20 protein-coding genes are annotated in these 23,731 nt (G+C 41.5%); 7 read left to right on the forward strand and 13 right to left on the reverse strand.

Annotation, left to right across the window (positions count from 1 at the left end; all coding sequences use genetic code 11):
* Window positions 1-74: 74 nt before the first annotated feature.
* A complete protein-coding gene (locus tag E0D95_RS10150; RefSeq protein ID WP_130803735.1) occupies window positions 75-1,571 on the reverse strand; it encodes a MocR-like pyridoxine biosynthesis transcription factor PdxR in 1,497 nt (498 codons plus the stop codon).
* Window positions 1,572-1,851: 280 nt separating this feature from the next.
* Between E0D95_RS10150 and E0D95_RS10155 the strand changes: the two genes are divergently transcribed.
* The 4 genes from E0D95_RS10155 (at window position 1,852) to E0D95_RS10170 (ending at window position 6,178) form a co-directional block, all read left to right on the forward strand.
* A complete protein-coding gene (locus E0D95_RS10155; RefSeq protein WP_130803736.1) occupies window positions 1,852-2,247 on the forward strand; it encodes a nuclear transport factor 2 family protein in 396 nt (131 codons plus the stop codon).
* Window positions 2,248-2,258: 11 nt separating this feature from the next.
* A complete protein-coding gene (locus E0D95_RS10160) occupies window positions 2,259-3,695 on the forward strand; it encodes an NAD(P)/FAD-dependent oxidoreductase (RefSeq protein ID WP_130803737.1) in 1,437 nt (478 codons plus the stop codon).
* A gap of 60 nt (window positions 3,696-3,755) precedes the next feature.
* Window positions 3,756-5,195 carry an amino acid permease gene (locus E0D95_RS10165; RefSeq protein WP_130803738.1) on the forward strand — a complete coding sequence of 480 codons (1,440 nt, stop codon included), beginning with the start codon at window positions 3,756-3,758 and terminating at the stop codon, window positions 5,193-5,195.
* An 86-nt stretch (window positions 5,196-5,281) separates the two neighbouring features.
* Window positions 5,282-6,178, forward strand: coding sequence for an EamA family transporter (locus E0D95_RS10170; protein ID WP_130803739.1), 897 nt, complete (start codon window positions 5,282-5,284; stop codon window positions 6,176-6,178).
* Between the two features lie 289 nt (window positions 6,179-6,467).
* Here the strand turns inward: E0D95_RS10170 and E0D95_RS10175 are convergent, their stop codons facing one another.
* From E0D95_RS10175 to E0D95_RS10205, 7 genes are all read right to left on the reverse strand, one after another.
* Window positions 6,468-6,746, reverse strand: a complete 279-nt coding sequence (locus E0D95_RS10175) for a gamma-butyrobetaine hydroxylase-like domain-containing protein (RefSeq protein WP_130803740.1) — start codon at window positions 6,744-6,746, stop codon at window positions 6,468-6,470.
* Complete coding sequence (locus tag E0D95_RS10180) at window positions 6,736-7,728, reverse strand: HEAT repeat domain-containing protein (RefSeq protein WP_130803741.1); 993 nt, start codon at window positions 7,726-7,728, stop codon at window positions 6,736-6,738. The genes E0D95_RS10175 and E0D95_RS10180 overlap by 11 nt, the downstream gene beginning before the upstream one ends.
* A 104-nt stretch (window positions 7,729-7,832) precedes the next feature.
* Window positions 7,833-8,078, reverse strand: coding sequence for a 4Fe-4S dicluster domain-containing protein (locus tag E0D95_RS10185; RefSeq protein ID WP_130803742.1), 246 nt, complete (start codon window positions 8,076-8,078; stop codon window positions 7,833-7,835).
* 17 nt (window positions 8,079-8,095) lie between these two features.
* Window positions 8,096-9,835: a fumarate reductase/succinate dehydrogenase flavoprotein subunit gene (locus tag E0D95_RS10190; protein WP_130803743.1), complete on the reverse strand. Its 1,740-nt coding sequence runs from the start codon at window positions 9,833-9,835 to the stop codon at window positions 8,096-8,098.
* A gap of 27 nt (window positions 9,836-9,862) precedes the next feature.
* On the reverse strand, window positions 9,863-10,606 hold the full coding sequence (locus E0D95_RS10195) for a GntR family transcriptional regulator (protein WP_130803744.1): 744 nt from the start codon (window positions 10,604-10,606) through the stop codon (window positions 9,863-9,865).
* Between the two features lie 198 nt (window positions 10,607-10,804).
* Entirely contained in the window at window positions 10,805-11,902 is a 1,098-nt protein-coding gene (locus tag E0D95_RS10200) for an ABC transporter substrate-binding protein (protein ID WP_130803745.1), read from the reverse strand.
* A 121-nt stretch (window positions 11,903-12,023) separates the two neighbouring features.
* Window positions 12,024-12,977, reverse strand: coding sequence for a TauD/TfdA dioxygenase family protein (locus tag E0D95_RS10205; protein WP_130803746.1), 954 nt, complete (start codon window positions 12,975-12,977; stop codon window positions 12,024-12,026).
* A gap of 229 nt (window positions 12,978-13,206) precedes the next feature.
* Here E0D95_RS10205 and E0D95_RS10210 point away from each other — a divergent pair, with 229 nt between their 5' ends.
* Window positions 13,207-14,016, forward strand: a complete 810-nt coding sequence (locus tag E0D95_RS10210) for a Crp/Fnr family transcriptional regulator (RefSeq protein WP_130803747.1) — start codon at window positions 13,207-13,209, stop codon at window positions 14,014-14,016.
* Between the two features lie 159 nt (window positions 14,017-14,175).
* Entirely contained in the window at window positions 14,176-15,843 is a 1,668-nt protein-coding gene (locus tag E0D95_RS10215) for an arylsulfatase (protein ID WP_130803748.1), read from the forward strand.
* A 403-nt stretch (window positions 15,844-16,246) separates the two neighbouring features.
* Here E0D95_RS10215 and E0D95_RS10220 read toward each other — a convergent pair whose 3' ends face one another.
* From E0D95_RS10220 to E0D95_RS10240, 5 genes are read right to left on the reverse strand one after another with little or no spacing between them, the layout of a single operon-like run.
* A complete protein-coding gene (locus E0D95_RS10220; RefSeq protein WP_130803749.1) occupies window positions 16,247-16,654 on the reverse strand; it encodes an ExbD/TolR family protein in 408 nt (135 codons plus the stop codon).
* Window positions 16,654-17,400: a MotA/TolQ/ExbB proton channel family protein gene (locus tag E0D95_RS10225; RefSeq protein ID WP_130803750.1), complete on the reverse strand. Its 747-nt coding sequence runs from the start codon at window positions 17,398-17,400 to the stop codon at window positions 16,654-16,656. Before E0D95_RS10225 ends, E0D95_RS10220 begins: the two co-directional genes overlap by 1 nt.
* A gap of 46 nt (window positions 17,401-17,446) precedes the next feature.
* A complete protein-coding gene (locus E0D95_RS10230; RefSeq protein WP_130803751.1) occupies window positions 17,447-18,286 on the reverse strand; it encodes an energy transducer TonB in 840 nt (279 codons plus the stop codon).
* An 11-nt stretch (window positions 18,287-18,297) separates the two neighbouring features.
* Complete coding sequence (locus E0D95_RS10235) at window positions 18,298-19,107, reverse strand: ABC transporter ATP-binding protein (RefSeq protein ID WP_431830762.1); 810 nt, start codon at window positions 19,105-19,107, stop codon at window positions 18,298-18,300.
* 10 nt (window positions 19,108-19,117) lie between these two features.
* Entirely contained in the window at window positions 19,118-20,731 is a 1,614-nt protein-coding gene (locus E0D95_RS10240) for an ABC transporter permease (protein WP_130803753.1), read from the reverse strand.
* Window positions 20,732-21,207: 476 nt separating this feature from the next.
* Between E0D95_RS10240 and E0D95_RS10245 the strand changes: the two genes are divergently transcribed.
* Complete coding sequence (locus E0D95_RS10245; RefSeq protein ID WP_130803754.1) at window positions 21,208-23,691, forward strand: TonB-dependent receptor; 2,484 nt, start codon at window positions 21,208-21,210, stop codon at window positions 23,689-23,691.
* The last annotated feature ends 40 nt before the right edge of the window (window positions 23,692-23,731 follow it).

Below are 23,731 nucleotides of genomic sequence, written 5' to 3' on the forward strand. Positions count from 1 at the left end.
AAAGCTTCGTCTTTTTTTTAAAGGTTAAAGACTCTATTCCTATATAGCTTCAAATATAGCAACGCCATAATCATCTAATTATATAAATAATATTCATCTAGTGCTTTGGCTAAGTGCTGCACTCCTTCGGATATTTTATCCAAAGCAATTGAGCCAAAACCTAAACGCATAAAATTTTTATTTTCATGCACTTCCAGAAAGAAAGATTCTCCTGCTTCAATAAATACTCCATGGCTCGCGGCATATTGTGCCAATACACTGCAATCAATTTCTTTTGGGGTTTCAATCCAGCATGCGGAACCGCCATTCGAGGCACTTATTCGCCATGTGGGTAGCCCACGGCGTAAGGCATCCAATAAAACATCTGCACGTTGACGGTGTAGTTGGAACTGTCGTCGCAACATGCTGTGGTAATAACCTTGATCGATAAAAAATGCAAAGACCCGCTGATTAAACACATTGGGATGGCGTACCATTAAGCGTCGTAAATGACGTAATTCCTCAATCAGCTCGGGTGCAGCCACGATATAACCCAGCCGTAATCCGGGCGCTAAAGGTTTAGATAAGCTTCCGACATAGATGACTCGACCATGTCGATCCAGACTTTTAAGTGCAGGAATAGTGGTGTTTTCCACTAAAATTTGGGCATCATATTCATCTTCAATAATAATGCTATCGAACTGCTCCGCTTTTTGCAGTAAATTTTGACGACGTTGTGGTGATAAAGTGACACCTGTCGGACATTGGCGTCCGGGCGTGACATAAAAGTAATCACAATGCGTGGTCTGCTCTGAAATGATCACACCTTCATCATCCACAGCGAATGGCACAATATTTTGGCTATGCAGCATAAAAATATTACGTGCATCGGGATATCCCGGGTCTTCTATACCAATAACATGTCCTGAATGGATTAAAAGCGCAGCTAACATATACAAGGCATGTTGACTGCCCACCGTGAGTAAAATTTCGTTGTCACGTGCCACGATGCCCCGTGTAGGTAAAATGTGCTGACGGATAGCATTGATCAGATAAGCATCATCACCCTGTTGAGTTAAGTCTTGCGCCCAGATCGAGGCATCACGTGCAGATAAAGCCTTGATTGAACATTCACGCCAAGCAGAAGCAGGAAAACTCTCAGGGTCAGACTGCCCATAAATAAAGGGATAAGGATAGCTACTCCAGTCAGAGGGCTTGGTCAAATGCCGTTGTTGAGAAGGTTGTATGGCAAAGCGATGCGACCAATTGGTGCTGTGTGAAGTGGTTTTCGTGGTTTTGTTTTCACTGCGATCGACATAGAAACTGGGATGAATAAAATGCCCACTACGTTGACGTGATTCTAAAATGCGCTCAGAAACCAACTGTTGATAGGCAATTGTCACCGTATTGCGTCCAACACCAATCTGTTCAGCCAGTTCACGACTTGATGGAACGGCCATTCCTGAACGTAAATGTCCTTGTACCAAGGCAGAAAACATCATACGACAGATGCGCCCTTGCAGATTAAGACCACTCTGCGCAGTTTCTTCAAATAATAATGTCCAAATATTGGCTGAAACAGGAGAGGTCATTTTCTTTTCTCAGTGCATTTTTTGAACCATTTTGAGTCCTCACTGACTAAAGCAGTGCAAAAGTGGCTGCAAAGCATATGTTTGGACTTCATCTGGACTTATTACTGTGCAAGCAAAAGCCATTCCAAAGCAGAAAAATTAAAAATAATTTTTATAAATTAGATAGTTAAATACAAATAAAACTGGCTCTATCAAAACTACTTTTCTGGTACTACGTCAAGCTGCTGACTTTTCGTACAGTCAACTCATCAAACAGATCTTCATTTTTGGAGTTGACTACATGAACCAGAACGCCCTTTTAGAACTACTTAACACTTTCTCTCAAGCATGGAATGCACATGATGTGGAACAACTGATGAGTTGTATGCATCCCGATTGCTGTTTTGAAACTGTGGCAGGCGATGAAGTCTATGGTACCCGCATTCAGGGGATGGATGCTGTGCGTCAGGTCTTTGGTCAAACTTTTCGAACTTTTCCAGATGCACAGTGGCGCAATGCTAAACACTGGATTAGTGCAGATGGACAATCTGGCATTTCTGAAACGACATTTACTGCCACTAGCCCAGAGGGCGGACAGATTGAAGCCAACATGGTCGATGTTTTCCAGTTTAAAGAAGGAAAAATTCTGCTCAAAAATGCATTTCGCAAAAACCGCCCTGTACAAACTGCCGCTTAAGGAGACGGGTTATGAATCAATCTATTCAACATTTAACTGCCTTGCGGGATTTTGCTGAGCAAACTCCTGTATCAAAACAGGCTGGCTTTAAACATTACAACGGGCAATTTGATCCCTTAACTGATCGGGTTTTACAGGGCAATGAACAATATGCACCGACCTATTGGGTTGCCACAGCAGGAACACCCCCTGAAGATGATGGGCCGTTACAGAGCGATGTGGATGCCGACATTGTCATTATTGGCGGTGGCTTTACGGGACTTTCTACTGCGCTGACGTTGGCTGAACAGTTTGGTGCGGCACCGTTAGTGCTAGAAGCCAATCGTAGTGCATGGGGCTGTACCAGTCGCAATGGTGGACAAGGTCAAAATGCTTCGGGACGGTTGTACCGTTCACAATGGATCGAAAAATGGGGACTGGATACCGCAAAACGACTGGATGCCGAGATTCGTGAAGGTTTTGATTATTTCAAAGACTTAGTCAGTGGCATTCCATGTGACGCACAGGATGGCGGGCATTTATACATTGCTCATCGTGCTAAAAAAATGGCCTTTTTAGAAAATGAAGCCAAAGTCATGAAAGATATCTTTGGCTATAACACCCGCATGCTGAGTCGTGAACAATTGCATGAAGAGTATGTAGCCGACCAAGAAGCGGCAGGTGCGTTGCATGAACCTGATGGTGTTGGGGTACATCCTCTTAAATTGGCCTTTGGTTATTTAAAACGTGCTCGTGCTGCGGGAGCTAAAGTCCATACATCGACCCCTGTGTTAAGTTGGGAAACACGACACGGTATTCATTATCTTAAGACACCTTATGGTGTGGTCAAAGCCAAACGTGTTGCTGTTGCCACAGGTGGATATACGCCAAATGGTTTACATCCGAGTTTGTCTGGCAAGATCATGCCGATTTTGTCCAATTCAATTGTGACCCGTCCTTTGACTGCGGCAGAACGCGCTGAAGCAGGCTTACACAGCACCACTTTTATCACCGATACCCGCACCTTACGCCATTACTATCGTTTATTACCTGATGGTTCAATGCAATGTGGTAGCCGTAGCTCACTGACTGGTGCAGATGCTAACAATCCCGTGCATCTGGAACGCTTAAAAGAAGGGCTGTACCGTAAGTTCCCTAGCCTACGTGGTATACCAATTGCATATTCATGGTGGGGTTGGGTCGATGTCAGTCATGACATGATGCCAAGAGTCGTACAGCCCAATCCCGATGAAACTATTTATTACGCCATTGGTTATGGTGGCAATGGCGTCTCTTTTTCTGCAATGGCGGGTCGTCGTCTGGCTGAACGAGTGATGGGGGTACAGCGTCCACAGTTTGATTTACCGATCTATCAGTCACCTTTGCCTTCGCATTTGTTTAGACCGTTCCGTAGATTGGGGCAAGCACTGTTATACCGTTGGTATTACTTAAGAGATGAAGTGATTTAAGCATCATTCAAATTTTTGATCTGTATCTCACAGCAATAATTATATTGAGAGGAATCCATCATGTATGACTCAAATTCAAATCAAGATTTAAAAAGTGCGCTTAAACCTCGTCACGTGCAAATGATGGCTTTGGGGGGCGTGATTGGCATGGGGTTGTTCGTCGGCAGCTCAGTGGTGATTCAATCTGCGGGGCCTGCGGCAATTTTATCTTTTCTCATTACTGGCGTGCTGATTATTTTAGTCATGCGTATGCTCGGTGAACTGGCCACAGCCTCACCTGTGACAGGCTCGTTTTATGCTTATGCACGTTATGCTTTTCAGGACTCACCATTTCTGTCCAGACTGGCAGGTTTTATGACGGGTTGGATGTACTGGTATTTCTGGGTGATCGTGATTGCACTTGAGGCCATTGTTGGCGCAAAGCTGATGGCCTATTGGCTGCCTGATATTCCGCAATGGATTGTCAGCCTAACGCTATTAGTTTTACTTACCGCGACTAATTTATTTTCGGTTAAATCCTTTGGTGAGTTTGAGTTCTGGTTTTCTTCTATCAAAGTTGCCGCGATCACCACTTTTATTTTCTTATGCTCGATTTATTTATTTGGACTGTGGCCAAATCATCAAGCCTCTGGGTTTGGCGAATTGATGAATCATGGTGGATTTATGCCCAATGGCTGGGGGCCTGTCTTGTCAGGTGCTGTTGCCGCGACCGCTTTTTATTTTGGAGCAGAAATTGTCACCATTGCTGCGGCAGAAACTGAAAATCCTGAAAAGTCAGTTGCTAAAGCCACTCAGTCCGTCATCAGCCGTGTTTTGATTTTCTATGTATGCTCGATTTTTCTTGTGGTCTGTATCGTGCCTTGGAATAGTCCTGATATTGCAACACCTTATGTTAGTGCTTTAAAAGTTTTAAATATTCCTTTTGTCGCTGACATCATGAATGCAGTCATTTTAATTGCGGTATTAAGCTGCTTAAACTCTGGAGTATATGCGGCAAGTCGTATGCTATTTGCTCTGACTAAACATGGTGATGCACCACGTAGCTTAACCAAATTATCTAAAAAAGGTGTTCCTGTCCGTGCCATTTTGTTTAGTACAGTTTTTGGCTATATCTCGATCTTAGCTTCCTATTTTTCTCCAGAAGGGGTATTTCCTTTCTTGGTTGAATCCTATGGTACGGTTGCACTGTTTGTGTACATCATCATTGCGTTCTCACAAATTCGTCTACGTCGCCATTTAGAACGTGTTGCACCTGAACGTTTAAAAGTCCGTATGTGGTGCTTTCCTTACCTCAGCTATTTTGCCATTGCAGGGATGCTGTGTATTTTCATTGCCATGGCCTTTATTCCAAGTCTACAAAAAGCGTTCTGGTTTGGTATTGCCAGTGCCGTAATTCTGTTTTGTATCTTTCTGGTTCGTGACTATGTTGAGCTAATCAAACTACGCAAACAACATCCCAAATTTGAAGCCTTAATTCCTGCCAAACATACCGAAATCTGATCTCGCCCTCTATATGACTTTTAGTCACAACGACCTGTTGCGATACAGGTCGTAACCCGTCGTAAAATTTGCTTAGGAAATTCTCCATGTTACTTAAAGATAAGTTCGCGGCATTTGCTGTCGTGTTCATCTGGGGCATCAACTTTTATTTTATGAAAGTGGGCATCAGTGAAATCAGTCCGATGATGCTGGGATGTTTGCGCTATCTATTGGTCTTGCTGCCAGCAGTTTTTTTTATCCGAATGCCAAACGTCAGTTGGAAATGGTTATTGCTGTATGGATTGATTAGTAATTTCTCTCAGTTTGCGTTTATGTTTAGTGCTATCGCCACAGGAATGCCAACGGGTCTAGTGGCATTGGTGGTTCAGTCTCAAGCCTTTTTTACCGTCATGATTGCCGCATGGGTATTAAAGGAAAATGCTTCGTGGAATCAGTGGCTGGCTATTGTGATTGCATCTTTTGGATTATCCCTAATTGCGCTTGGACAACAACACAGTCATGTTCCTCTACTAGGCTTGCTTTTGGTATTGGGTTCAGCCCTGTCATGGGCTTGCGGGAATATCGTGGTGAAACGGATCGGACAAGTCAATCCTATTGGCTTGGTGGTATGGGGTAATATTTTAACGCCTGTCTGGTTTTTACTATTGGCATTCCATGATCATGGGTCGCAAGGCATTATTGCCGATTGGTCTGCATTGACTTGGAAAGGCTTTACTGCTGCGGCTTTTTTGGCTTATTTTGCGACGATTATTGGCTATGGCTTATGGATTTATTTACTCACTCGTTACCCTGCTGCCAAAATCAGCCCACTCTCACTTTGGGTGCCTGTGATCAGTATGATTTTTGCCTATGTGTTTTTAGATGAACAACTCAATACGTGGCAATGGTTAGGTTCAGGGGTGATTATGCTGGGCTTGATGGTTCATTTATTTGGGCAAAAGTTTAGACTATTGCTACAAACTCAAACTGTGATCAGATTTTAATTCTCGCGATCATGTGCGTTGAATTTGTTGAGGAAAGTGGCAACTGTTCTCAATCATTTCTATGCTGCCCTGTTTTGAAATCAACAACATCCACTGTGTTCTGTCATTTTCATCGACTCAGTGGACATTTCTGATCATAAATCACCTTTCCATACATTTATGAAACATGTCCTTGCTTTGCAGACAGCTCATCAATCATCTCAAAACGTCAGTCCATATCAACTATGATGAAAGAACCATCATTCAACACATTCAGTCTCTTGAATGAGATCATCAGATCAGTAAAAAATTACAGCTCAAGATTTTTAAGAAAACTCCATGGAAAAATGCCTGTGTCATGTCCATCACTGAAGCAGATTTGCGCTCCATATCCCTGATCAAACATCGCGACAACCTGAATATGATGTTCTTTGACTACAGCCGTCTGTTTGAGTCGCTTGGCCTTACAAAAACCGCAAGGACATATTTCTCGCAGCTTTTGCTGAGAAATGGTCAGAGTTTGATCTTGCCATTGAAATTTCACCGAATGTGCTTGTGTATCTACCTGAATATCGGGTCTAAGTAACATCTCCAGTCCTCCTGATTTGTCCCAAACCAATTCGTATCGATTTACGGACTTCCGGATCTGGATCATGCACATGTTGCAGTAACAGTTGTTCAGCCTGTTGACCGCCAATTTCGCCAAGTGCCAATGCGACTTCTTTACGCAAGTTACTCATTTCATGCTGGAAATTCGTAATAAAACCATCCAGTGCAGATTGAGATTTGAGCAAGCCCAGACTTCGTACCGCCGCAATTCTGACCTGCCAATACGCATCTTGCAGCAATGTCACCAAGGTTGTTTCAAGTGCCTGTAATTTCAATTTCCCAGTAGTCAATGCCGCCTCAACACGTAACTGCCAGTCTTGAGCGTGTAACGATGACATTAAGGCTTGAATTAGTTCAGGTGAAATATGCTGACTATATGCCAGTCCTCCTGTGGCTATACGACGGACTTCCACATCATGATCATATTGAGAGATATCCGCCAATAAAGAAATCGCTTGTGCTTGTTGTAACCAACTGAGCGCACTCACTGCTTCTCGTCTCACCTGAACATGTTCATGCTTAATGTGCTGGCAAATTTCATCATAAAGAAATATAGGACGTAATGGTTTCAAGGCTCGTAATATTGCCACTTTGACCTGATAATTTGATGACTGTAGATAAGGGGCGAGTACATACGCGGAATCAAGCTGTTTAACCTCACTTAAACTGTGGGTTGCAGCCTCAATCACGTGGATACAAGGATCCTGAAGAGCGTGCGCCAAACTCTGTAAAGTCAATGTATCTTCCCACCCTTCCAGTCTTTGTGCTGCTTCCTGACGCACCCGTGCAGAGGGATCATGTTGTAATGCATAATGAAGCCAAGGGAGTAATGCTTCACGTTCTTCCTCTGCAACATTCATTAAAGTAATAAAACGTATTTTTTCATCGGACTGATTCAATTGTGTCCATAACACATGATCTTGCTGATCAATATCATCTAATCGCGGGTAGTGAATCGTCATTTTTTATTTCTCGCCTATCTGCACTTCTGAGGGAATCCCCATGAGCAAATTCTCATGATTAAGCGTGTTGATTTTTTCCAAGCTCATCATCTGTTGTGATCTTATTATTTCAATAAATACGGAATATTGACCCTGATCGCATCTGTCGGACAGTCTTTTTCACACGGCATGCAATACCAACATTCATCAAACTGCATAAACGCTTTCTGGGTATGAGGATCTATCGCCAATAAGTCCATGGGACACACATCGACACAAACTGTACAGCCTTTATCGGCAATACATTTATCTTCATCGACCAGAACAGGAGCAACAGTGCGATGGTGAATTTCCTTAAAAATAAGTGCCATAAGTTAAACTCCTGTTTTTAACCTGTCACAAGGTCATTTTGATTTTTCTGAATGCGCAATTGATCATAAGAATCCGCTTCACTTTCAAGAATCGGAATCAAATACGGTTCGATCGGCTTTTTAAAACTGACCATATTGCTCTGTTCATCTTTTTTTAAATGTGCGTGGCAAAACCAGTCCTGATTATTTTTTTCTGGAAAATCTGCGCGATAATGATATAAACCCCAACGGCTTTCAGTACGAAAAAGCGAAGCCCTGGCAGCCATTTCAGCACAATCGCGAATCACGGAAACTTCCGCAGCCCGCATCAGCTCATGTGGGTGATGTGCACTGATCTGTTCAATATCATGTTTAATATCTTCAAAACGTCGTAAACCGATTTCCATTTTTTGACGGGTTTTTGGCGGCTGTAAATAATCATTCACCAAACGTCGCAACTTATATTCCACTTGATCGGCAGCTAAACCTTCTCGTCGTGATAAGGGTGCAAATATGCGCGTCTTTTCAGCATCAATTTCTTGTTGATCAAGTTCACTGTCTGCTACATCTTGTACATATTGCGCTGCGTTCACTCCAGCAAACCAACCATACGTAAATGCACCCAGCATGTAGTTATGAGGAACAGCCGCCATATCTCCTGCACTATATAGCCCCTTGACAGAGGTCTCCGCTTTTTCGTTTACCCACACGCCTGAAGCACTGTGCCCGCTACAAAAACCGATTTCAGAAATATGCATTTCCACCATGTCATGACGGTAATTTGTGCCACGTCCTTCATGAAAACGCCCACGGCTTGGACGTTCATTGGTGTGCAAAATTTCTTCAATGGTCTGAATGGTTTCTTCTGCCAAATGATTTACTTTTAAAAACACGGGGCCATTGCCGCTTTCGAGTTCCTGATAAAACTCCCACATCATTTGCCCACTCCAGTAATCGCATTCAATAAAGCGTTCACCTTTGCTATTCGCGGTATATCCTCCAAGCGGTCCCGTCACATAAGCACAGGCAGGTCCGTTATAATCCTTGATCAGAGGATTAATCTGGAAACATTCTAAATTGGAGAGTTCAGCCCCAGCATGATAAGCCATGGCATAGCCATCCCCCGCATTGGTTGGGTTTTCATATGTTCCCATGAGATAACCTGATGCGGGTAGCCCCAAACGTCCAGCCGCACCACAACATAAAATGGCAGCTTTGGTTCGAATCACATAAAAATCACCACTGCGGCAGTCAAATCCGAGTACACCATTAATTGCGCCATGTTCATTTTTCAATAATTTCGTAGTGACAATCCGATTATTAATTTTGACCTGCGCCCGTTTTAACTGCCGATATAGCACCTTTTTGACATCATGCCCTTCTGGCATCGGCAATACATAAGCTCCCATATGATGTACTTTCTTAACTGCAAATTCACCCGTTTCATCCTTTTCAAACTTAATCCCCCATTGGTCTAGTTGTTCAATGGTTTTAAAACTATGTTTGGCATAAGCATAAATGGTGGCCTGATTGACCACACCATCATTGGCAATCGTAATTTCACGGGTATATTGTTCTGGTGTGGCATAACCAGAAATCACAGCATTGTTAAGACCATCCATGCCCATCGAAATTGCCCCACTGCGTTTCACATTGGCTTTTTCAATTAACAGGACATTTAAATGAGGATGTTCATGCTTGGCTTTAATGGCCGCCATGGGGCCTGCCGTCCCACCGCCAATGACCACGATGTCATAGTCTAAATATTTGGTTTGCATGGTGTTGAGACCCTATAAAAACTGAAATTAACGATAAATACGTAGCTGGTATTGAAAGCTTTCACTGGAAAAATAAAGATATTCATAATCCAGTGGCTGGTTCTGGGCATCGTGTGTCAAGCGTTCAACACGTAAAATGGGAGTATGGATATCAATGGATAGAAGTTGAGCCAGTTCATCATCCGCAGTAATCGCATCAATATTTAGATCCGCATAACCCAATGGAATATTTAAATTTTCTTCTAAAGATTTGAAAATATCTGTGGTACACAAATCCACTTGCTGTTCAAGTAGTTGCTGTCCAATATCTTTGGGTAAGTAAGTCAATTCATAAGACACCGGTTCATTATTGAGTAAACGGACACGTTTAATTTCAGTGACTTCACTACGAACAGGTAATTTCAGCTTTGCAGCAACTTTAAGCGGCGTACTGACCCACCTGATCGACAGAACTTCATTGACAATATGATGTCCTGAGTCTGCCATAGCTTCTGCAAAGCCCTGTAATTGACTAATGTTTTGATACGCTTTGGGCTTGCTTACGAAAGTACCCTTACCATGTACTTTGAAAATGACACCTTCTTGTGAAAGCTTGTGCAGTGCCTGTCTTACCGTAATACGGCTGACATCAAAATGTTCTGAGAGTTCATGTTCTGATGGCAACTGACTTAGAGGTGGATAAACTCCACTTTGAATCTGGGCCAGCAACTGATCTTTGATCTGATCATACAAAGGTGGCTGGCCACTAGATGTGCTTGCTGAATTTGTCATTTCACCCAACTTGTTATAACAACTTGGTTAAATAATAATTAAGCACCTTATTTTATTGAAATAATCAATCTTCATATGCTTAGATCAAAAAAACAAAAAGAGGAATGTTCTGAATGCTTAACATCATTCAATTTTTCGACACTCCCCCCATTTCATGGAACTGTTGCAATGCTGATGAAAACAGGTGTAGTTTCAGCCTTATTTCCAGAAATTTTCATAACTTAATTGTTTAATTCCTTCATCGACAAATTTGGAATTTCCCCACTGTTTAACTTCGAAGCCCTGTTTAATCAACTTAGTTTTGAGTGCTGTATTCACCCCTGCCTGCAAATGATTAAGATAATGATCATCCAGAATCGGTGAATACATATTCTTTAAATCGACATGTTCAAGGCTTAAACGAAATAATTGCTCTGGATATCCTGCATTTTGTGTTACCAATGCAATTGCCTGTTCACGGTGCTCAGGCTGTGATGCCCAATGCGCAGATTGCAACACGACATTGACAAATTGTTGTACGGCTTCTGGATGCTGTTGTACAAATTGACTACGTGCAATTAAACCTGCCTGAATAGTTCCAGCACCATCCTGACGATCCTGAGTGCTGACAGGCACATCAATAATGCCTTGCTGCTTTAATGCCAGTATGGGGGTAAGTCCCCAACTCGCGTCAATTTGTTTTGCTGCAAGTGCTGCATTTGCCGCAGAAGAATCCAGATTAACAATACGAAAATCTTTTTCTGTATAGCCATATTGATCAATAAATTGATCAAATGACAGTTGCATCGCAGTTCCCTGAAACAAGCCGATGCGTTTCCCTTTCAATTTTTCCAGACTGTCGTAACCTTGATTAGGCAACACGCCCAAATAAGCCTGTACATTACGCCCTGTTGCCGCAAGTAAAGTCGTATCGGTATTGTTGGCTTTGCCAATAATCGCTGCTAGATCCCCCAAAAAAGCAACATCAATTTGTCTATTGACCAAGGCTTCATTAATTGCAGGGCCAGCACCTTTAAAAAACTGCCATTCCACTTGAATATTTTGAGCTGCAAATTGTTTTTCTAACAATTTATTGACGTAGATGTAATCGACCAAGGGGGTTCCACTACTATGTCGCTCAGTAGCGCCTAAATCCGGGACAGCAACTCGAATGCGAACCAGTTTCGTATCATCCGATGTTGCAAGTCTGGTATGAGAAGATGGAGACGATGGCTTGAAAATAATAAATAAAAATATAATGACAATAATGCTAGGCAAAGCCCAAATATATCGACGATGATGACCTAAATGCGCCATATTTTCTTTCTCCGGAGCCAATATCGTTCAGATACAAGATGCATTGCCCCGATCTGAAGACCACTGAGCATGCATCTATCGATGTTTTTTGATCTACTATATTTTTAGTGATTAACCGATATTATTTTGAATTTAAAACAGCTTGTCGTTTCAACTCATCTAACTGTTGTTCTGATAAGCCTTTAGGCAAAGTGATTACGCCTTTTCGACCATCCACTCCGGTTGTGGTTTCTCCAGCCAAAGTGACACGGCGAACAATACGATGCTGATCACCATAATCATTGACGGCATAATGCTGAGTCGCCCGATTATCCCAAATCGCAACATCACCCACCTGCCATGACCAACGCACTGTATTTTCTGGACGTACAACCTTGTCCTGTAAAATATTGAAAATACGTTGTGAATCCTGTTGATTGAATCCCACTAAACGCTTAAAGAAGTGACCGACTAACAAACTTTTTTTGCCTGTTTCAGGATGCACAATCACTACTGGATGTTCTGTTTCATATTTGGTCGATACAAAGGTTTTTTTATAATTTTCAATTTGTTCAGCACTTACATTTTCTTTTACGGCCGCGTAATCATATTCATTTGAATGTACGGCTACCAGTTGTTCTACAAATTGTTTGAGCGTTTCTGGCAAGTCATTATAGGCTGTTTCCGTATTTGCCCATGTGGTGTCTCCTCCTGTTTCAGGAATAACCACGCCGCGTAAAATACTAATTTTGGGATAGGCATCAATAAATGTCACATCGGTATGCCATGAATTTGCTCTCGCTCCTTTTTGAGAGTCGAGTTCCAAGACAAAATGGGTGCCTTCAATTGAAGGTACTGTGGGATGTTTAACCGGTTCACCCAATAAAGCAGCAAATTTTTCCTGTTCAAGATCATCCAGATGTTGTTGTCCTCGAAAAAATAAGACCTTATGTTGTAGTAAAGCCTTCTGAATGAACTGAACACTGTCCTGATCTAGGGTTGAACTTAAATGAATCCCTGATATTTCAGCACCAATCCGTCCAGTTAAGGCTTTAATCTGAATATGTTGTTGTGGTTTTTGAATAAATGTGGTCATTGTTTAATACTCTGTTTGCATGAATACATACAATTTTGCATAGCTCAATGACTAAATCTGTTATTTGAATGACAAAGCAAATGATAAGTTTCTATTTACTTATTCACCTTGAAGATAATACTTTTTAGCATTATTTTTGATAGCATTAGCATTTTTAAAAATTTGACCGCTTTATTTATTTATTAGATATTCATCAATTGATCAGCTATCGGTAAATCATAAGAATATTATGAGCCAGATTATTTCTTTTAAAAACCCCATTTCAAAATATCAAAAAGAGACTTTGTTATATAAGAATAACCGTGTCTCACATTCTGAATATATTGAAAGTGCAGCTAAGATATTAGAAAACTATGCATTTATTCAATATCTCAGCCCACAGGAAAAAAATACTTTACTTCAACATATACGAATAAAAAAATATTATCATAACCAAACGATTTATCATCAAAATTCCGCCTGTGAAGATATTAATATTATTATAGAGGGCGCATTAAAATTAGGCTGGGCTTTACCAAGCGGCAAATACCATACCAATATTTTTATTCCATCAGGCACAATCATTAATATTGTACCGATTGTCACTGAAAAGCCTTTCCTACATGACCATATTGCGCAGGGAAACACCATTGTTGCCAATATTTCAGGCAGTGTCTTTATGCAGATATGCCAAAAAAATGCACAGGCGCTTTACAGTATTTTAAAACTGATTTGCGTCAGGGCACAGTTAAATCGTGAACAGGAATTTTTTCACTCCACTGAACCTTTAAGCATTCGTTTAGCCAAAAAGCTGGTATTTCTGGTGGACTATCATTCCTATCAACATCAAGATAAAATATTATTAAGTCTAAAATTAAGTCAGGAAAATCTGGCTGAATTATTACAAACGACTCGACAGAACATTAATAAAGAGCTTTCTTATTTAGCTAGAGCTCATATTTTAGAAATTAAATATAACCAAATTTATATTCTCGACTATCAAAAGCTCAGTCAGGTTGCACAATGTCAACATCTGACATTTGACACTAAATTTCTTTAGATGGATTCATAATTTAAGTTAACACATTCAATCTGATATTGAATTAGCTCATCTCCAGATATCAATATGATTTTATCCGCTATCAACTGTCAGCGCTGAAACAGAATCTATCCAGAATCTCCTTAAAATAAGTATTTTATCATTCGTTCTGGATCGTACATGTCAGATCATATTCTTACTCAAAAACAACCTAATATTTTACTGATTGTGGCAGATGATTTGGGTTTTTCCGATATTGGTGCCTTTGGTGGAGAAATTCAAACTCCCTATCTGGATCAACTGGCACTTCATGGACTCAGACTGACCAATTTCCATACTGCCTCGACCTGCTCACCGACACGCGCCATGTTACTTTCGGGTACAGATCATCATTTGGCAGGTTTGGGAACCATGGCAGAGGCCTTAACACCAGAGCTTGAAGGGAAAGAAGGTTATGAAGGCGTCCTCAACCATAAAGTCGCAGCCTTGCCCGAATTATTGCAGGATGCCGGTTATTACACCATTATGTCTGGAAAATGGCATTTGGGATTAAAACCTGAATTCTTTCCTGCTCAAAAAGGTTTTGAGCGTTCATTTGCCTTATTACCCGGTGCTGCCAATCATTATTTATTTGAAGCCGATATTCCTGAAGATGAAATTCCACGCTTGCTTAAATCGACACGTGGCTTATATGCAGAAGATGATCAGTTTGCAGCCGAATTACCTCAAGGTTTTTATTCATCAGATTATTTCACTACGCGTCTTCTCGATTTTTTACAGGATGATGAACAGCGTGATGGGCGTCCATTTTTCGCTTATTTACCTTTTTCCGCGCCGCACTGGCCATTACAGGCACCACAGGAAGATATCGCCAAATATAAAGGTCAATATGATCAAGGCCCAGAAAAGCTCCGTGAACAACGCCTTGAAAAGCTAAAGCAACTCGGTTTGGTTGCCACCGATACCACTATTCATCCTGTCTTGGCACGTACTCCATTTTGGGAAAGTCTGACCGATGAAGCACGACAAAAATCTGCCCGAATTATGGAAGTCTATGCGGCAATGGTCGATCGTATGGATCAAAATATTGGTCGGGTGATTGAGCATTTAAAAAATACAAGTGAGCTCGACAATACCATCGTGATCTTTCTATCAGACAACGGCGCAGAAGGTGCGCAGCTTGAAGCCTTGCCTGTATTTGGTGGTCATCTGGATGAAATTATCGAAAAATATTATGACAATCGTCTGGACAATATTGGACGGGCGAACTCTTATGTCTGGTATGGTGAACATTGGGCACAGGCTGCAACCGCACCATCACGCCTATATAAGGCACATACCAGTGAAGGTGGTATCCGCACGGTGTCCTTTATTCACTATCCTGCATTTCAACGTCAGCAACAAATCAGTCATGAGTTTTTGACGGTCATGGATGTATTGCCGACATTACTGGATTATCTGAATATTCAACATCCAGAAACAGAATATAAAGGTCGTCAACTGGTACCACTACGTGGCAAATCAATTCTGCCGTATTTGCAAAATCAGCAAGCACATATTCACAGTCAGGATCACATTACAGGATGGGAACTGTTTGGGCAAAAAGCCTTACGTAAAGGGGATTGGAAAGCGTTGTTCATTCCTGCCCCGAATGGCCCAAATCGTTGGCAATTGTATAATTTACAACTCGATAAAGGCGAAACTCAAGACTTGGCAAAACAGCATCCTGAAAAGTTACAAGAGTTATTACACGACTGGGCGATCTATGTGAAGGAAAATGGTGTCATTGAAAATGTCGCACAAAAGCGTCTATTACAAAATGACCAGTTAGAACCCTTCGAAGTCTAATATTCTCCGTTTACGATTAACCAGTTGCTCATCAACTGGTTTTTTTATATATCGACCTTATTCAAAATACATAAACGATAGATACGAAACCAGTGCATTGCCTAAATCCCAATGCGGATCAATTCACTATCATTTTATGAGAACAGATTTAAAAACTTTTGTACGCTTTCAACGCTAGCCTCCAATCTTTTAAGAGATCGCCACGATAGAAAATTTAAGCGATAAATAAAACTCAATCATTTGAAAAACTGAAGCGAAAATAAAGCTTAGTAAGCGAGAGTCTAAGACAGATAAAGTTAAGATTGGCATCTAAAAGATAAATATATAGATGAAACCCAATAAAAAAGGCTTTAATTCAATTAAAGCCTCTATTATGTATACGATTTTTTAATCATGTTGTTATTCATGATTTCGGTTGGGTAATGACAGACAGTCTATCCACCCCAACACGCTCAATACTCGCCAATAATTTTGCTACCGTGCCATAAGGCACAGTTTCATCGGCATTTATATTCAGTGCCAACTTTGGATTGAGCTGCTTGCGCTGTTGAATTTGTTGCTCAAAATGATCCAGACTGACTTTGTCCTGATCCAGAAAAATATCACCATTTGGTTTCACGCTCACCACCACTGCTTTGGTTTGGTCTGTGGTCTGAGTCGGTGCGGCCTTAGGCAAATTGACTTTTACACTGTTGGTCAATAACGGTGCTGTGACAATAAAAACTATCAGTAAAACCAGCATCACATCCACTAAGGGCGTGATATTAATTTCACTGACAACATCATCATCTTGAGAGGTTGAAATTGCCATTATGCCAATACCTCCTGATCCTGTTTCTTATTGACACTTGGGTTGACTTCAAACTGCTTTGAAGCACGATTTGCAAGATGCGCACTGGCATTTGCAGGTAAATGAAAACCTGTTTTTTGGGTTAAACTGACCAGATCGGTTGCAAAATCATCCAGATCAGCCCCAATGCCTTTCACTTTACGCACAAAATAGTTATATGCCAGCACCGCAGGAACAGCCACCGCAATGCCCAAGCCAGTCGCAATCAGTGCTTGACCAATTGGCCCTGCGACCACATCCATGCTGGCATTTCCAGATTTTGCAATTGCCTGTAAGGCATGAATAATGCCAAAAACGGTTCCAAATAAACCAATAAACGGCGCATTATTGCCAATAGAGGCTAACAAAGCCGAGCCTTTCTCAAGTTGGCGACGTTCAGACAAAATCTGTTTACGTAAGTGACGTTCTAGCAAATCCTGACGACTCCAGCTATTTTGCAAATCCTGATGAGTTTGATCATCTGCGTCTGCCAGCGTTTTAAATCCAGTTTGGGCAATTCTTGCGGTTGGGCCTTGTTCTGTATTGGCTTTCTGAATCGCTTCTTCAATATTTTTGGCTTTCCAGAATTGATCGACAAATGCCTGACTTTGATGACTGGCTTTTTGCGTTTGTATCAGCTTAACCACCACCAAAACCCACGTTACAATTGAAAATCCAATCAGTAACCAGATGGTTGCATCGTGGATCACACTATTAATATCACTCATGATTGATTCCTCTTTTATATCTGTAAGTTCAATTTCTAAATTAAAATTAGTTCGGTAATTTGAAATGGATCGGAACATCCACCCAACCTTCGACTGGGGTGCTGCCTTTTAACGCAGGAGAAAACTTCCAGCGTTTGACGGTATTGATGGCAGCATCATCCAGCAGTTTTTTGCCACTGCTCGATTGCAGATTGACCACTAAAGGGCTCCCTGATGGAGAAACTTTGACCCTTAACAGGACCGAACCTTCCCAGCCCCGATCCAGTGCTTGTTCAGGATATTCTGGGGAAGGATTACTCAAATAGCCTGCATAGCCTTTGGCCTCTGTTACAGGCAAATCTTTGATGACGGGTGCAGACGGTGCAGCTTTCACCACTGGTTCAGCTTGCACTTGTGCTTTCGGTGCAGCTTCAACAGGCATTGGAGCCTCTTGTGAAACGGCTTTTGTCGGTTGTGCTTGAGCAACGGGTTTGCTTTCAACTTTTGCGACTGGCTGCGCAGGTTGTACGTTTTGAACCACAGGAGGGACTTTGGGCTGCTGTGTCACAGGTGGAATTTTGGGTTGAATGACTTTGGGCTGAATAATTTTAGGCGGTTGCTGTTTAGGCTGAATCAGTTCCACCAAAACAGGTTCAGCCTTTTTCTCAGGCAAGGTCGGAGTTGGAAACTGCTGTCCCAGATACCAGATGCCATAATGGGCCGCTAAAACCACTGCGGTTGCCACAAGCAGTTTCTTTTGCCATGTAAAATCAGGTTTAGGGGCGTGAGTCGATACATGTTGGGCAAACAAATCAACAGCTGTATGCGAGTGAGTCCCTTCTACCGCAGGTGTCAATTGACTCAAAAACAGGGCTTTTTTTGATAATGAAGTTCTTATGTCAGTCATGGCGTGTCCTCTTAGTGAACCTGATCTTGGGTCAAGATTGAAAAGACTTGCTCTTTGAGCTGATGTAATTCAAAACTGGCTCGATTACGTGGACGGGCAAGCGTAACAGGAATAATCTGTTCTATACGTCCAGGTTTTGGCTGTAAAATCACCACGCGATCCGCCAATGTGACCGCTTCCTCTACATCATGAGTAATAAAAATCGTGGTGATTTTCTGCTGCGCCTGAATCCTCAATAATTCATTTTGCATTTGATGACGGGTTAAGGCATCCAATGCCCCAAATGGTTCATCCAACAGAAAAATTCGCGGCTGTGCCACCAGACTACGGGCAATCGCAACCCGCTGGGACATACCTCCTGAAAGCTGATGCGGATAGGCTTTTTCAAAACCATTTAAACCAATTAGTTCAACAGCCTGTGCAATACGCTCAACTTTTTCAACAGGCGGAATCGTTTCATTGATTAAACCCAGTTCAATATTTTGCTCAACATTCAACCATGGAAATAGACGATGTTCCTGAAACACCACTGCACGGTCTTTGCCAATACCTGAAATCGCTTGACCATCAATCTTGATTTGACCTTCAAAATCCTGATCCAGACCTGCAATTAAGCGTAACAGCGTCGATTTCCCACAACCACTGCTGCCGACAATCGCAATAAATTCACCTTCAAACACATCCAGATTAAAATCTTGAAGCACGGGTAGAATTTTCTGGTTGACATTAAATGTTTTATCGACAGCACAAAATTCAATCAGTTTTTTATTCGGCTTCAGCGTGATTAATTCGCTATTTTGCTCATTTAAATCAATACTCATATTCATCTTGTTACGTCCTATTGCCACGCCATGCGGTTGCATAGCTTTCAATGACTTTGCCTAGCCATGCCAATAATCCACCTGTAATTGCAACCAATAGCGTTGCAGCAATGACTCGATTCATCTCAAAATTTTGTTGCGCTGCAATCATATAGCTTCCAATCCCGGTACCCGATCCCATCAAATATTCCGCCCCGAAAGACGCCATCCATGAGTACAACAACGCCAGCCTTAATCCAGCAAAAATTGCAGGTGCAATACTCGGTAAAATCAGCAGTTCCAAGCGTTGTACAATTGAAAGTCTTAAAATGTCGGAAGCTTCGGTTAATTGTGTAGACACCATCGCGCTACCTTTCCATGTCGCAATAAACAGGGGAAAGAAAGTAGCCAGCGAGATAAACACCAGCTTTGAGCTGTCTCCTAAACCGAACCATGCGGTAATCAGCGGAATCCATGCAAAAATTGCGATTAATCTCAAAATATTTAAAGTGGGCGCAAACATCAGTTCCAGCGGTTTGAACAACCCCAAAATTAAACCGGTGATCACCCCAATACTTCCACCAATCATTAAGCCCAATAAGGCGCGATATAAACTAAAATGCATGGCATTGCTTAAAGAACCATCCTGTAACCCATGCACGAGTGCCTGACTCACTAACACAGGGGAAGGAAGCACCGATGCCGATATCCAATGGAACTGACTAGAAAAAAACCATAAGCTCAGCAATAAAACTGGAATAAGCCACGGTTTTAACGATGATTTTTTATAATGATTATCTTGATGGTGTGCCGAAATCACTGCATGTGGCCAAAATACCGTTTTCGCTTCTAACCATTGCAATGTGGTATCTAAGACAATGCCGACCGCTGCAATTAAAATGATGCAGACAAAGACAATATCTAGTTGAAACAGCTGGCGCCCTGTCACCATCAAATAACCAATCCCTTCTGAAGATGCCAACAATTCGACCGCAATCAAGGATGTCCAGCTTGCTGCGATTGCTAAGCGTAAACCTGTAAAAAAATACGGGAGTGATGCGGGTAAAATTAATTTGAAAATCAACGCTTGTTGGGAAAATTTTAGAATTTCAGCCATTTCCCTCAGTTTAGGCTGGATATCCCTGACCCCTGCCTGAACATGAATGGCGATGGGAATCAAACTGGCTTTAAAAATAATAAAAACTTTCAGTGCATCTTCAATGCCGAGCCAAATCATCAATAAAGGCAACCACGCCAAGGTAGGCACAATCGCCAGTGCATAAAATATGGCAGAAACATATTGCTCAAAGTTACGGCTATAACCCAGTAAAACACCGATCACAACACCTGCCACTAGCCCTGAACATAAACCCAGTGCTAATCGCTTAAGACTTATGGCAAGATGCCACCATAAATCCTGTGACGACATTTGCAAAAAGCTATGCCATGTCTGCTGTGGGGTTGGCAAAATCTGTGCAGGCATCCAACCGTTGTTGGCGGCAATCCACCAAAGTCCAAATAAAACGACAGGTACAATCCAGTAAATTGCAAGCGTGTTTATAGACGCCAGCACATTTAAAATAAATGACTTATATACATCATGATTTAATCTGTCATGATTTTGATTTGAGCTTATTTCTTTCATATCTGACACACATATTTATTTTCATATACATCATTTACACTATAAGTTAACTTGTTATGAACCCATTTCACATTTAATGCTTTGATCTATTAAAAAATGAATGAACTTCAATTGTGCAAGCCACATTGTTATTTTAATTATAAAAAATTATCCTGTTTGGACTGTCTGAATAAATACAAACTTAATCATTTATAAAGATGAGTAAATAAAAACAATGAATAATGAAAAAATCATCTAAAACAATCAAATAAACTAAAAACCATCCAAGTATGTTCATTCCGCTTATCTTTTTTCTTTAAATCGTTATCATAAATTCTCTCAGTGACTTATTTATCTGATCAGCATTTTTAGATGTATATTCAATAAAATTTATATCTTCATCACAATATAGAATGAATTGTGTATTCTCAGTGACAGTCTCAAATTAAATAAAAAATAGAATTAACAAAAATTAAACACTTTATTGGAGATATTAAATGCAACAAAAAACTGCATCTCATTTTAGTGGTGATGATCCACTTATATTAAATAAAATCACACAGAGTATTTTAGCTTCAGTTTTTGGAGTTTCTGTGCTGGGGTTGATGGCTTTTTCAATGCAGGCTTATGCAGAAGATGTTCAGCCCACTTCGACAACCACCGCACAGATTAAAAGTTCAACTCAACCTGCTCAAGCAGAGGATGTTATTCAACTGGCAGATGTAGTGGTTACGACCCGTCGTCGTGAAGAAAAAGCACAAAATGTCCCTACCCCTATCACTATTTTAAGTGCCAAAACACTCGAAACTCAGCGCTTAAGTAAAATTGAAGATTTGCAACAGGCTTTACCGAGTCTCAATGTCGCGTTTTTAAATCCACGCCAGTCCAGTGTTGCAGTTCGCGGTTTGGGAAATAATCCAGCGAGTGATGGTCTTGAGGCCAGTGTCGGGGTTTATCTGGATAATGTTTATCTGGGACGTCCAGGAATGGCGGTGTTCGATTTGCTGGATATCGCTCAGCTTGAACTATTGCGTGGCCCTCAAGGCACCTTGTTTGGCAAAAACACTACTGCGGGCTTATTAAATATTGGCTCGAAGTTACCCACCTTTTATCCAGACAATTCTGCTGAAATTTCTTTTGGTTCACGTGATTATTTACAGGCAAAAGGCAGTTTTTCCGATGCGTTGTCAGAGACTGTCGCAGGACGTTTATCTTTTTATAAAACCACACAAGATGGCTTCGTTAAAAATAGCAATGATGGCAAAGATTATAACGATACAGATCGTTTAGGCGTACGTAGTCAGATTTTATGGAAGCCACAGGACAATTTTAATTTGCGTGTTATCGCGGACTACAACAAACAGGACGATAATCAAGGCGCAATGCTGATGTATTATCAAGGTCCAACTTTTAATAGTCCTACCTTTGGCGCAAATTACAATCGCTTTATTGATAATGCTCAAGCATCGGGCGCAAAAAATTTGTATAACAACTGGAAAGATTATCGAATCGATTCCGATGCCAGACAACATATGTTTGTTGAACAAGGCGGTGGTTCTGCTGAAGCAAACTGGACACTCAACAGTGGAAAAAAACTGACCTCAATTAGTGCTTATCGGTTCTGGCATTTTACACCGACCAATAGCGATTTGATCAGTTCTAATGCCTTAATTAATGGTGGCGTTGCCGTCAAAGATGAGCAATATTCACAGGAAATTCGTTTTGCTTCTGCCGATCATCAAGTGATTGACTGGGTGACAGGCCTTTATTATTTCCAGCAAAATCTAAAAAATAAGAGTTTCTCAATTTATGGCGATGCTGCCGATGCATTTTACTTATATAACGTTCCGACTGTCAGATCGCTCATTGCCAATGGTCAATCCAATATTCTGGATAACCGATCATCCTATAGCTATGGCGAGACAGACACGAAAAGCTCTGCAATCTTTGGACAGGGCACATGGCATGCTACGCCAAAATTTGATTTGACCGCAGGGGGTCGCGTCACCTACGAAGATAAAAGTGCCAGTATTGTCCGTACGGCTCCAATCGGCGGCAAAGATATTGCAACCATCTCGGTCGCTGAGCGGAATCTAGTAAATGCACAACTCGGTGCTTATGACTCAGGTGACTTATCACAAAATAAAGTCAGTTACTCTGGACTGCTCACAGGGAGCTATCGCTTTAACCCTCAAAACCTGTTGTATAGCACGTATTCGCATGGTGAAAAATCTGGTGGATTTAACTTAAGTGTGGGTTCTGCGCCGACTGCGGGCGCAGACTCTCTTAAAGTAGAACCAGAAAAAGCCGATAATTATGAAATTGGTTTAAAACAAAACTTTTTAAATAATAAATTACAGGTCAATAGCAATCTGTTCTGGATTGATGTCTCTGATTATCAAACCACGAGCTATGAACAAGTGGGAAGTTCAATTGTCAGTGTATTGGCCAATGCAGGTAAGGTGCGCAGCCGCGGCTTTGAAATTGACACCACTTATCAACCGATTCGTCGTTTAACCCTTAATTTTAATGGTTCATTGAACGACACAAAATATACCGAATATAAGAATGCCCCTGCGCCATCCAACGTTTCCATCCCAACAGGGGTAAATACTCAGGATTTGTCTGGGGAACGAGTGTATGGCGTACCCAAATGGATCGCCAATTTTAATTTCCGCTATGACTTACAGGAAAAAAACAACTGGCAACCGTATGTATCAGGCAGCTACGCATGGCGTGACTGGTCGTATGGAACTTTAGATAACAATCCAGAAGCTAAAATTAAAGCGTATGGTCTGGTCAATGCCAGTTTTGGTGCGCGTCACCGTTTTGGAGACAATGAAATTGATGTTTCAGTTTGGGCAAAAAATCTGACTGATCAAGCGTTTGTCACCAATGCATGGAACTCTGCAAATGGCACCGTACTTGCCAGTGCAGGACAACCGAGAACCCTTGGAGCAACCCTCAAAGTCAGTTTCTAAGAATGGATCTAAAAACAACATTTCAACCTTATAGCGAATC

Source organism: Acinetobacter ihumii, assembly GCF_900625095.1.
In the GTDB taxonomy this organism is placed as follows: Bacteria; Pseudomonadota; Gammaproteobacteria; order Pseudomonadales; family Moraxellaceae; genus Acinetobacter; species Acinetobacter ihumii.

What these genes read in the sequence shown, in the direction of transcription:
- E0D95_RS10150 (WP_130803735.1), bottom strand. Translation starts at nt 1,571, where the DNA reads ATGACCTCTCCTGTTTCAGCCAATATTTGGACATTATTATTTGAAGAA.
- E0D95_RS10155 (WP_130803736.1), top strand. Translation starts at nt 1,852, where the DNA reads ATGAACCAGAACGCCCTTTTAGAACTACTTAACACTTTCTCTCAAGCA.
- E0D95_RS10160 (WP_130803737.1), top strand. Translation starts at nt 2,259, where the DNA reads ATGAATCAATCTATTCAACATTTAACTGCCTTGCGGGATTTTGCTGAG.
- E0D95_RS10165 (WP_130803738.1), top strand. Translation starts at nt 3,756, where the DNA reads ATGTATGACTCAAATTCAAATCAAGATTTAAAAAGTGCGCTTAAACCT.
- E0D95_RS10170 (WP_130803739.1), top strand. Translation starts at nt 5,282, where the DNA reads ATGTTACTTAAAGATAAGTTCGCGGCATTTGCTGTCGTGTTCATCTGG.
- E0D95_RS10175 (WP_130803740.1), bottom strand. Translation starts at nt 6,746, where the DNA reads ATGTTACTTAGACCCGATATTCAGGTAGATACACAAGCACATTCGGTG.
- E0D95_RS10180 (WP_130803741.1), bottom strand. Translation starts at nt 7,728, where the DNA reads ATGACGATTCACTACCCGCGATTAGATGATATTGATCAGCAAGATCAT.
- E0D95_RS10185 (WP_130803742.1), bottom strand. Translation starts at nt 8,078, where the DNA reads ATGGCACTTATTTTTAAGGAAATTCACCATCGCACTGTTGCTCCTGTT.
- E0D95_RS10190 (WP_130803743.1), bottom strand. Translation starts at nt 9,835, where the DNA reads ATGCAAACCAAATATTTAGACTATGACATCGTGGTCATTGGCGGTGGG.
- E0D95_RS10195 (WP_130803744.1), bottom strand. Translation starts at nt 10,606, where the DNA reads ATGACAAATTCAGCAAGCACATCTAGTGGCCAGCCACCTTTGTATGAT.
- E0D95_RS10200 (WP_130803745.1), bottom strand. Translation starts at nt 11,902, where the DNA reads ATGGCGCATTTAGGTCATCATCGTCGATATATTTGGGCTTTGCCTAGC.
- E0D95_RS10205 (WP_130803746.1), bottom strand. Translation starts at nt 12,977, where the DNA reads ATGACCACATTTATTCAAAAACCACAACAACATATTCAGATTAAAGCC.
- E0D95_RS10210 (WP_130803747.1), top strand. Translation starts at nt 13,207, where the DNA reads ATGAGCCAGATTATTTCTTTTAAAAACCCCATTTCAAAATATCAAAAA.
- E0D95_RS10215 (WP_130803748.1), top strand. Translation starts at nt 14,176, where the DNA reads ATGTCAGATCATATTCTTACTCAAAAACAACCTAATATTTTACTGATT.
- E0D95_RS10220 (WP_130803749.1), bottom strand. Translation starts at nt 16,654, where the DNA reads ATGGCAATTTCAACCTCTCAAGATGATGATGTTGTCAGTGAAATTAAT.
- E0D95_RS10225 (WP_130803750.1), bottom strand. Translation starts at nt 17,400, where the DNA reads ATGAGTGATATTAATAGTGTGATCCACGATGCAACCATCTGGTTACTG.
- E0D95_RS10230 (WP_130803751.1), bottom strand. Translation starts at nt 18,286, where the DNA reads ATGACTGACATAAGAACTTCATTATCAAAAAAAGCCCTGTTTTTGAGT.
- E0D95_RS10235 (WP_431830762.1), bottom strand. Translation starts at nt 19,107, where the DNA reads ATGAGTATTGATTTAAATGAGCAAAATAGCGAATTAATCACGCTGAAG.
- E0D95_RS10240 (WP_130803753.1), bottom strand. Translation starts at nt 20,731, where the DNA reads ATGAAAGAAATAAGCTCAAATCAAAATCATGACAGATTAAATCATGAT.
- E0D95_RS10245 (WP_130803754.1), top strand. Translation starts at nt 21,208, where the DNA reads ATGCAACAAAAAACTGCATCTCATTTTAGTGGTGATGATCCACTTATA.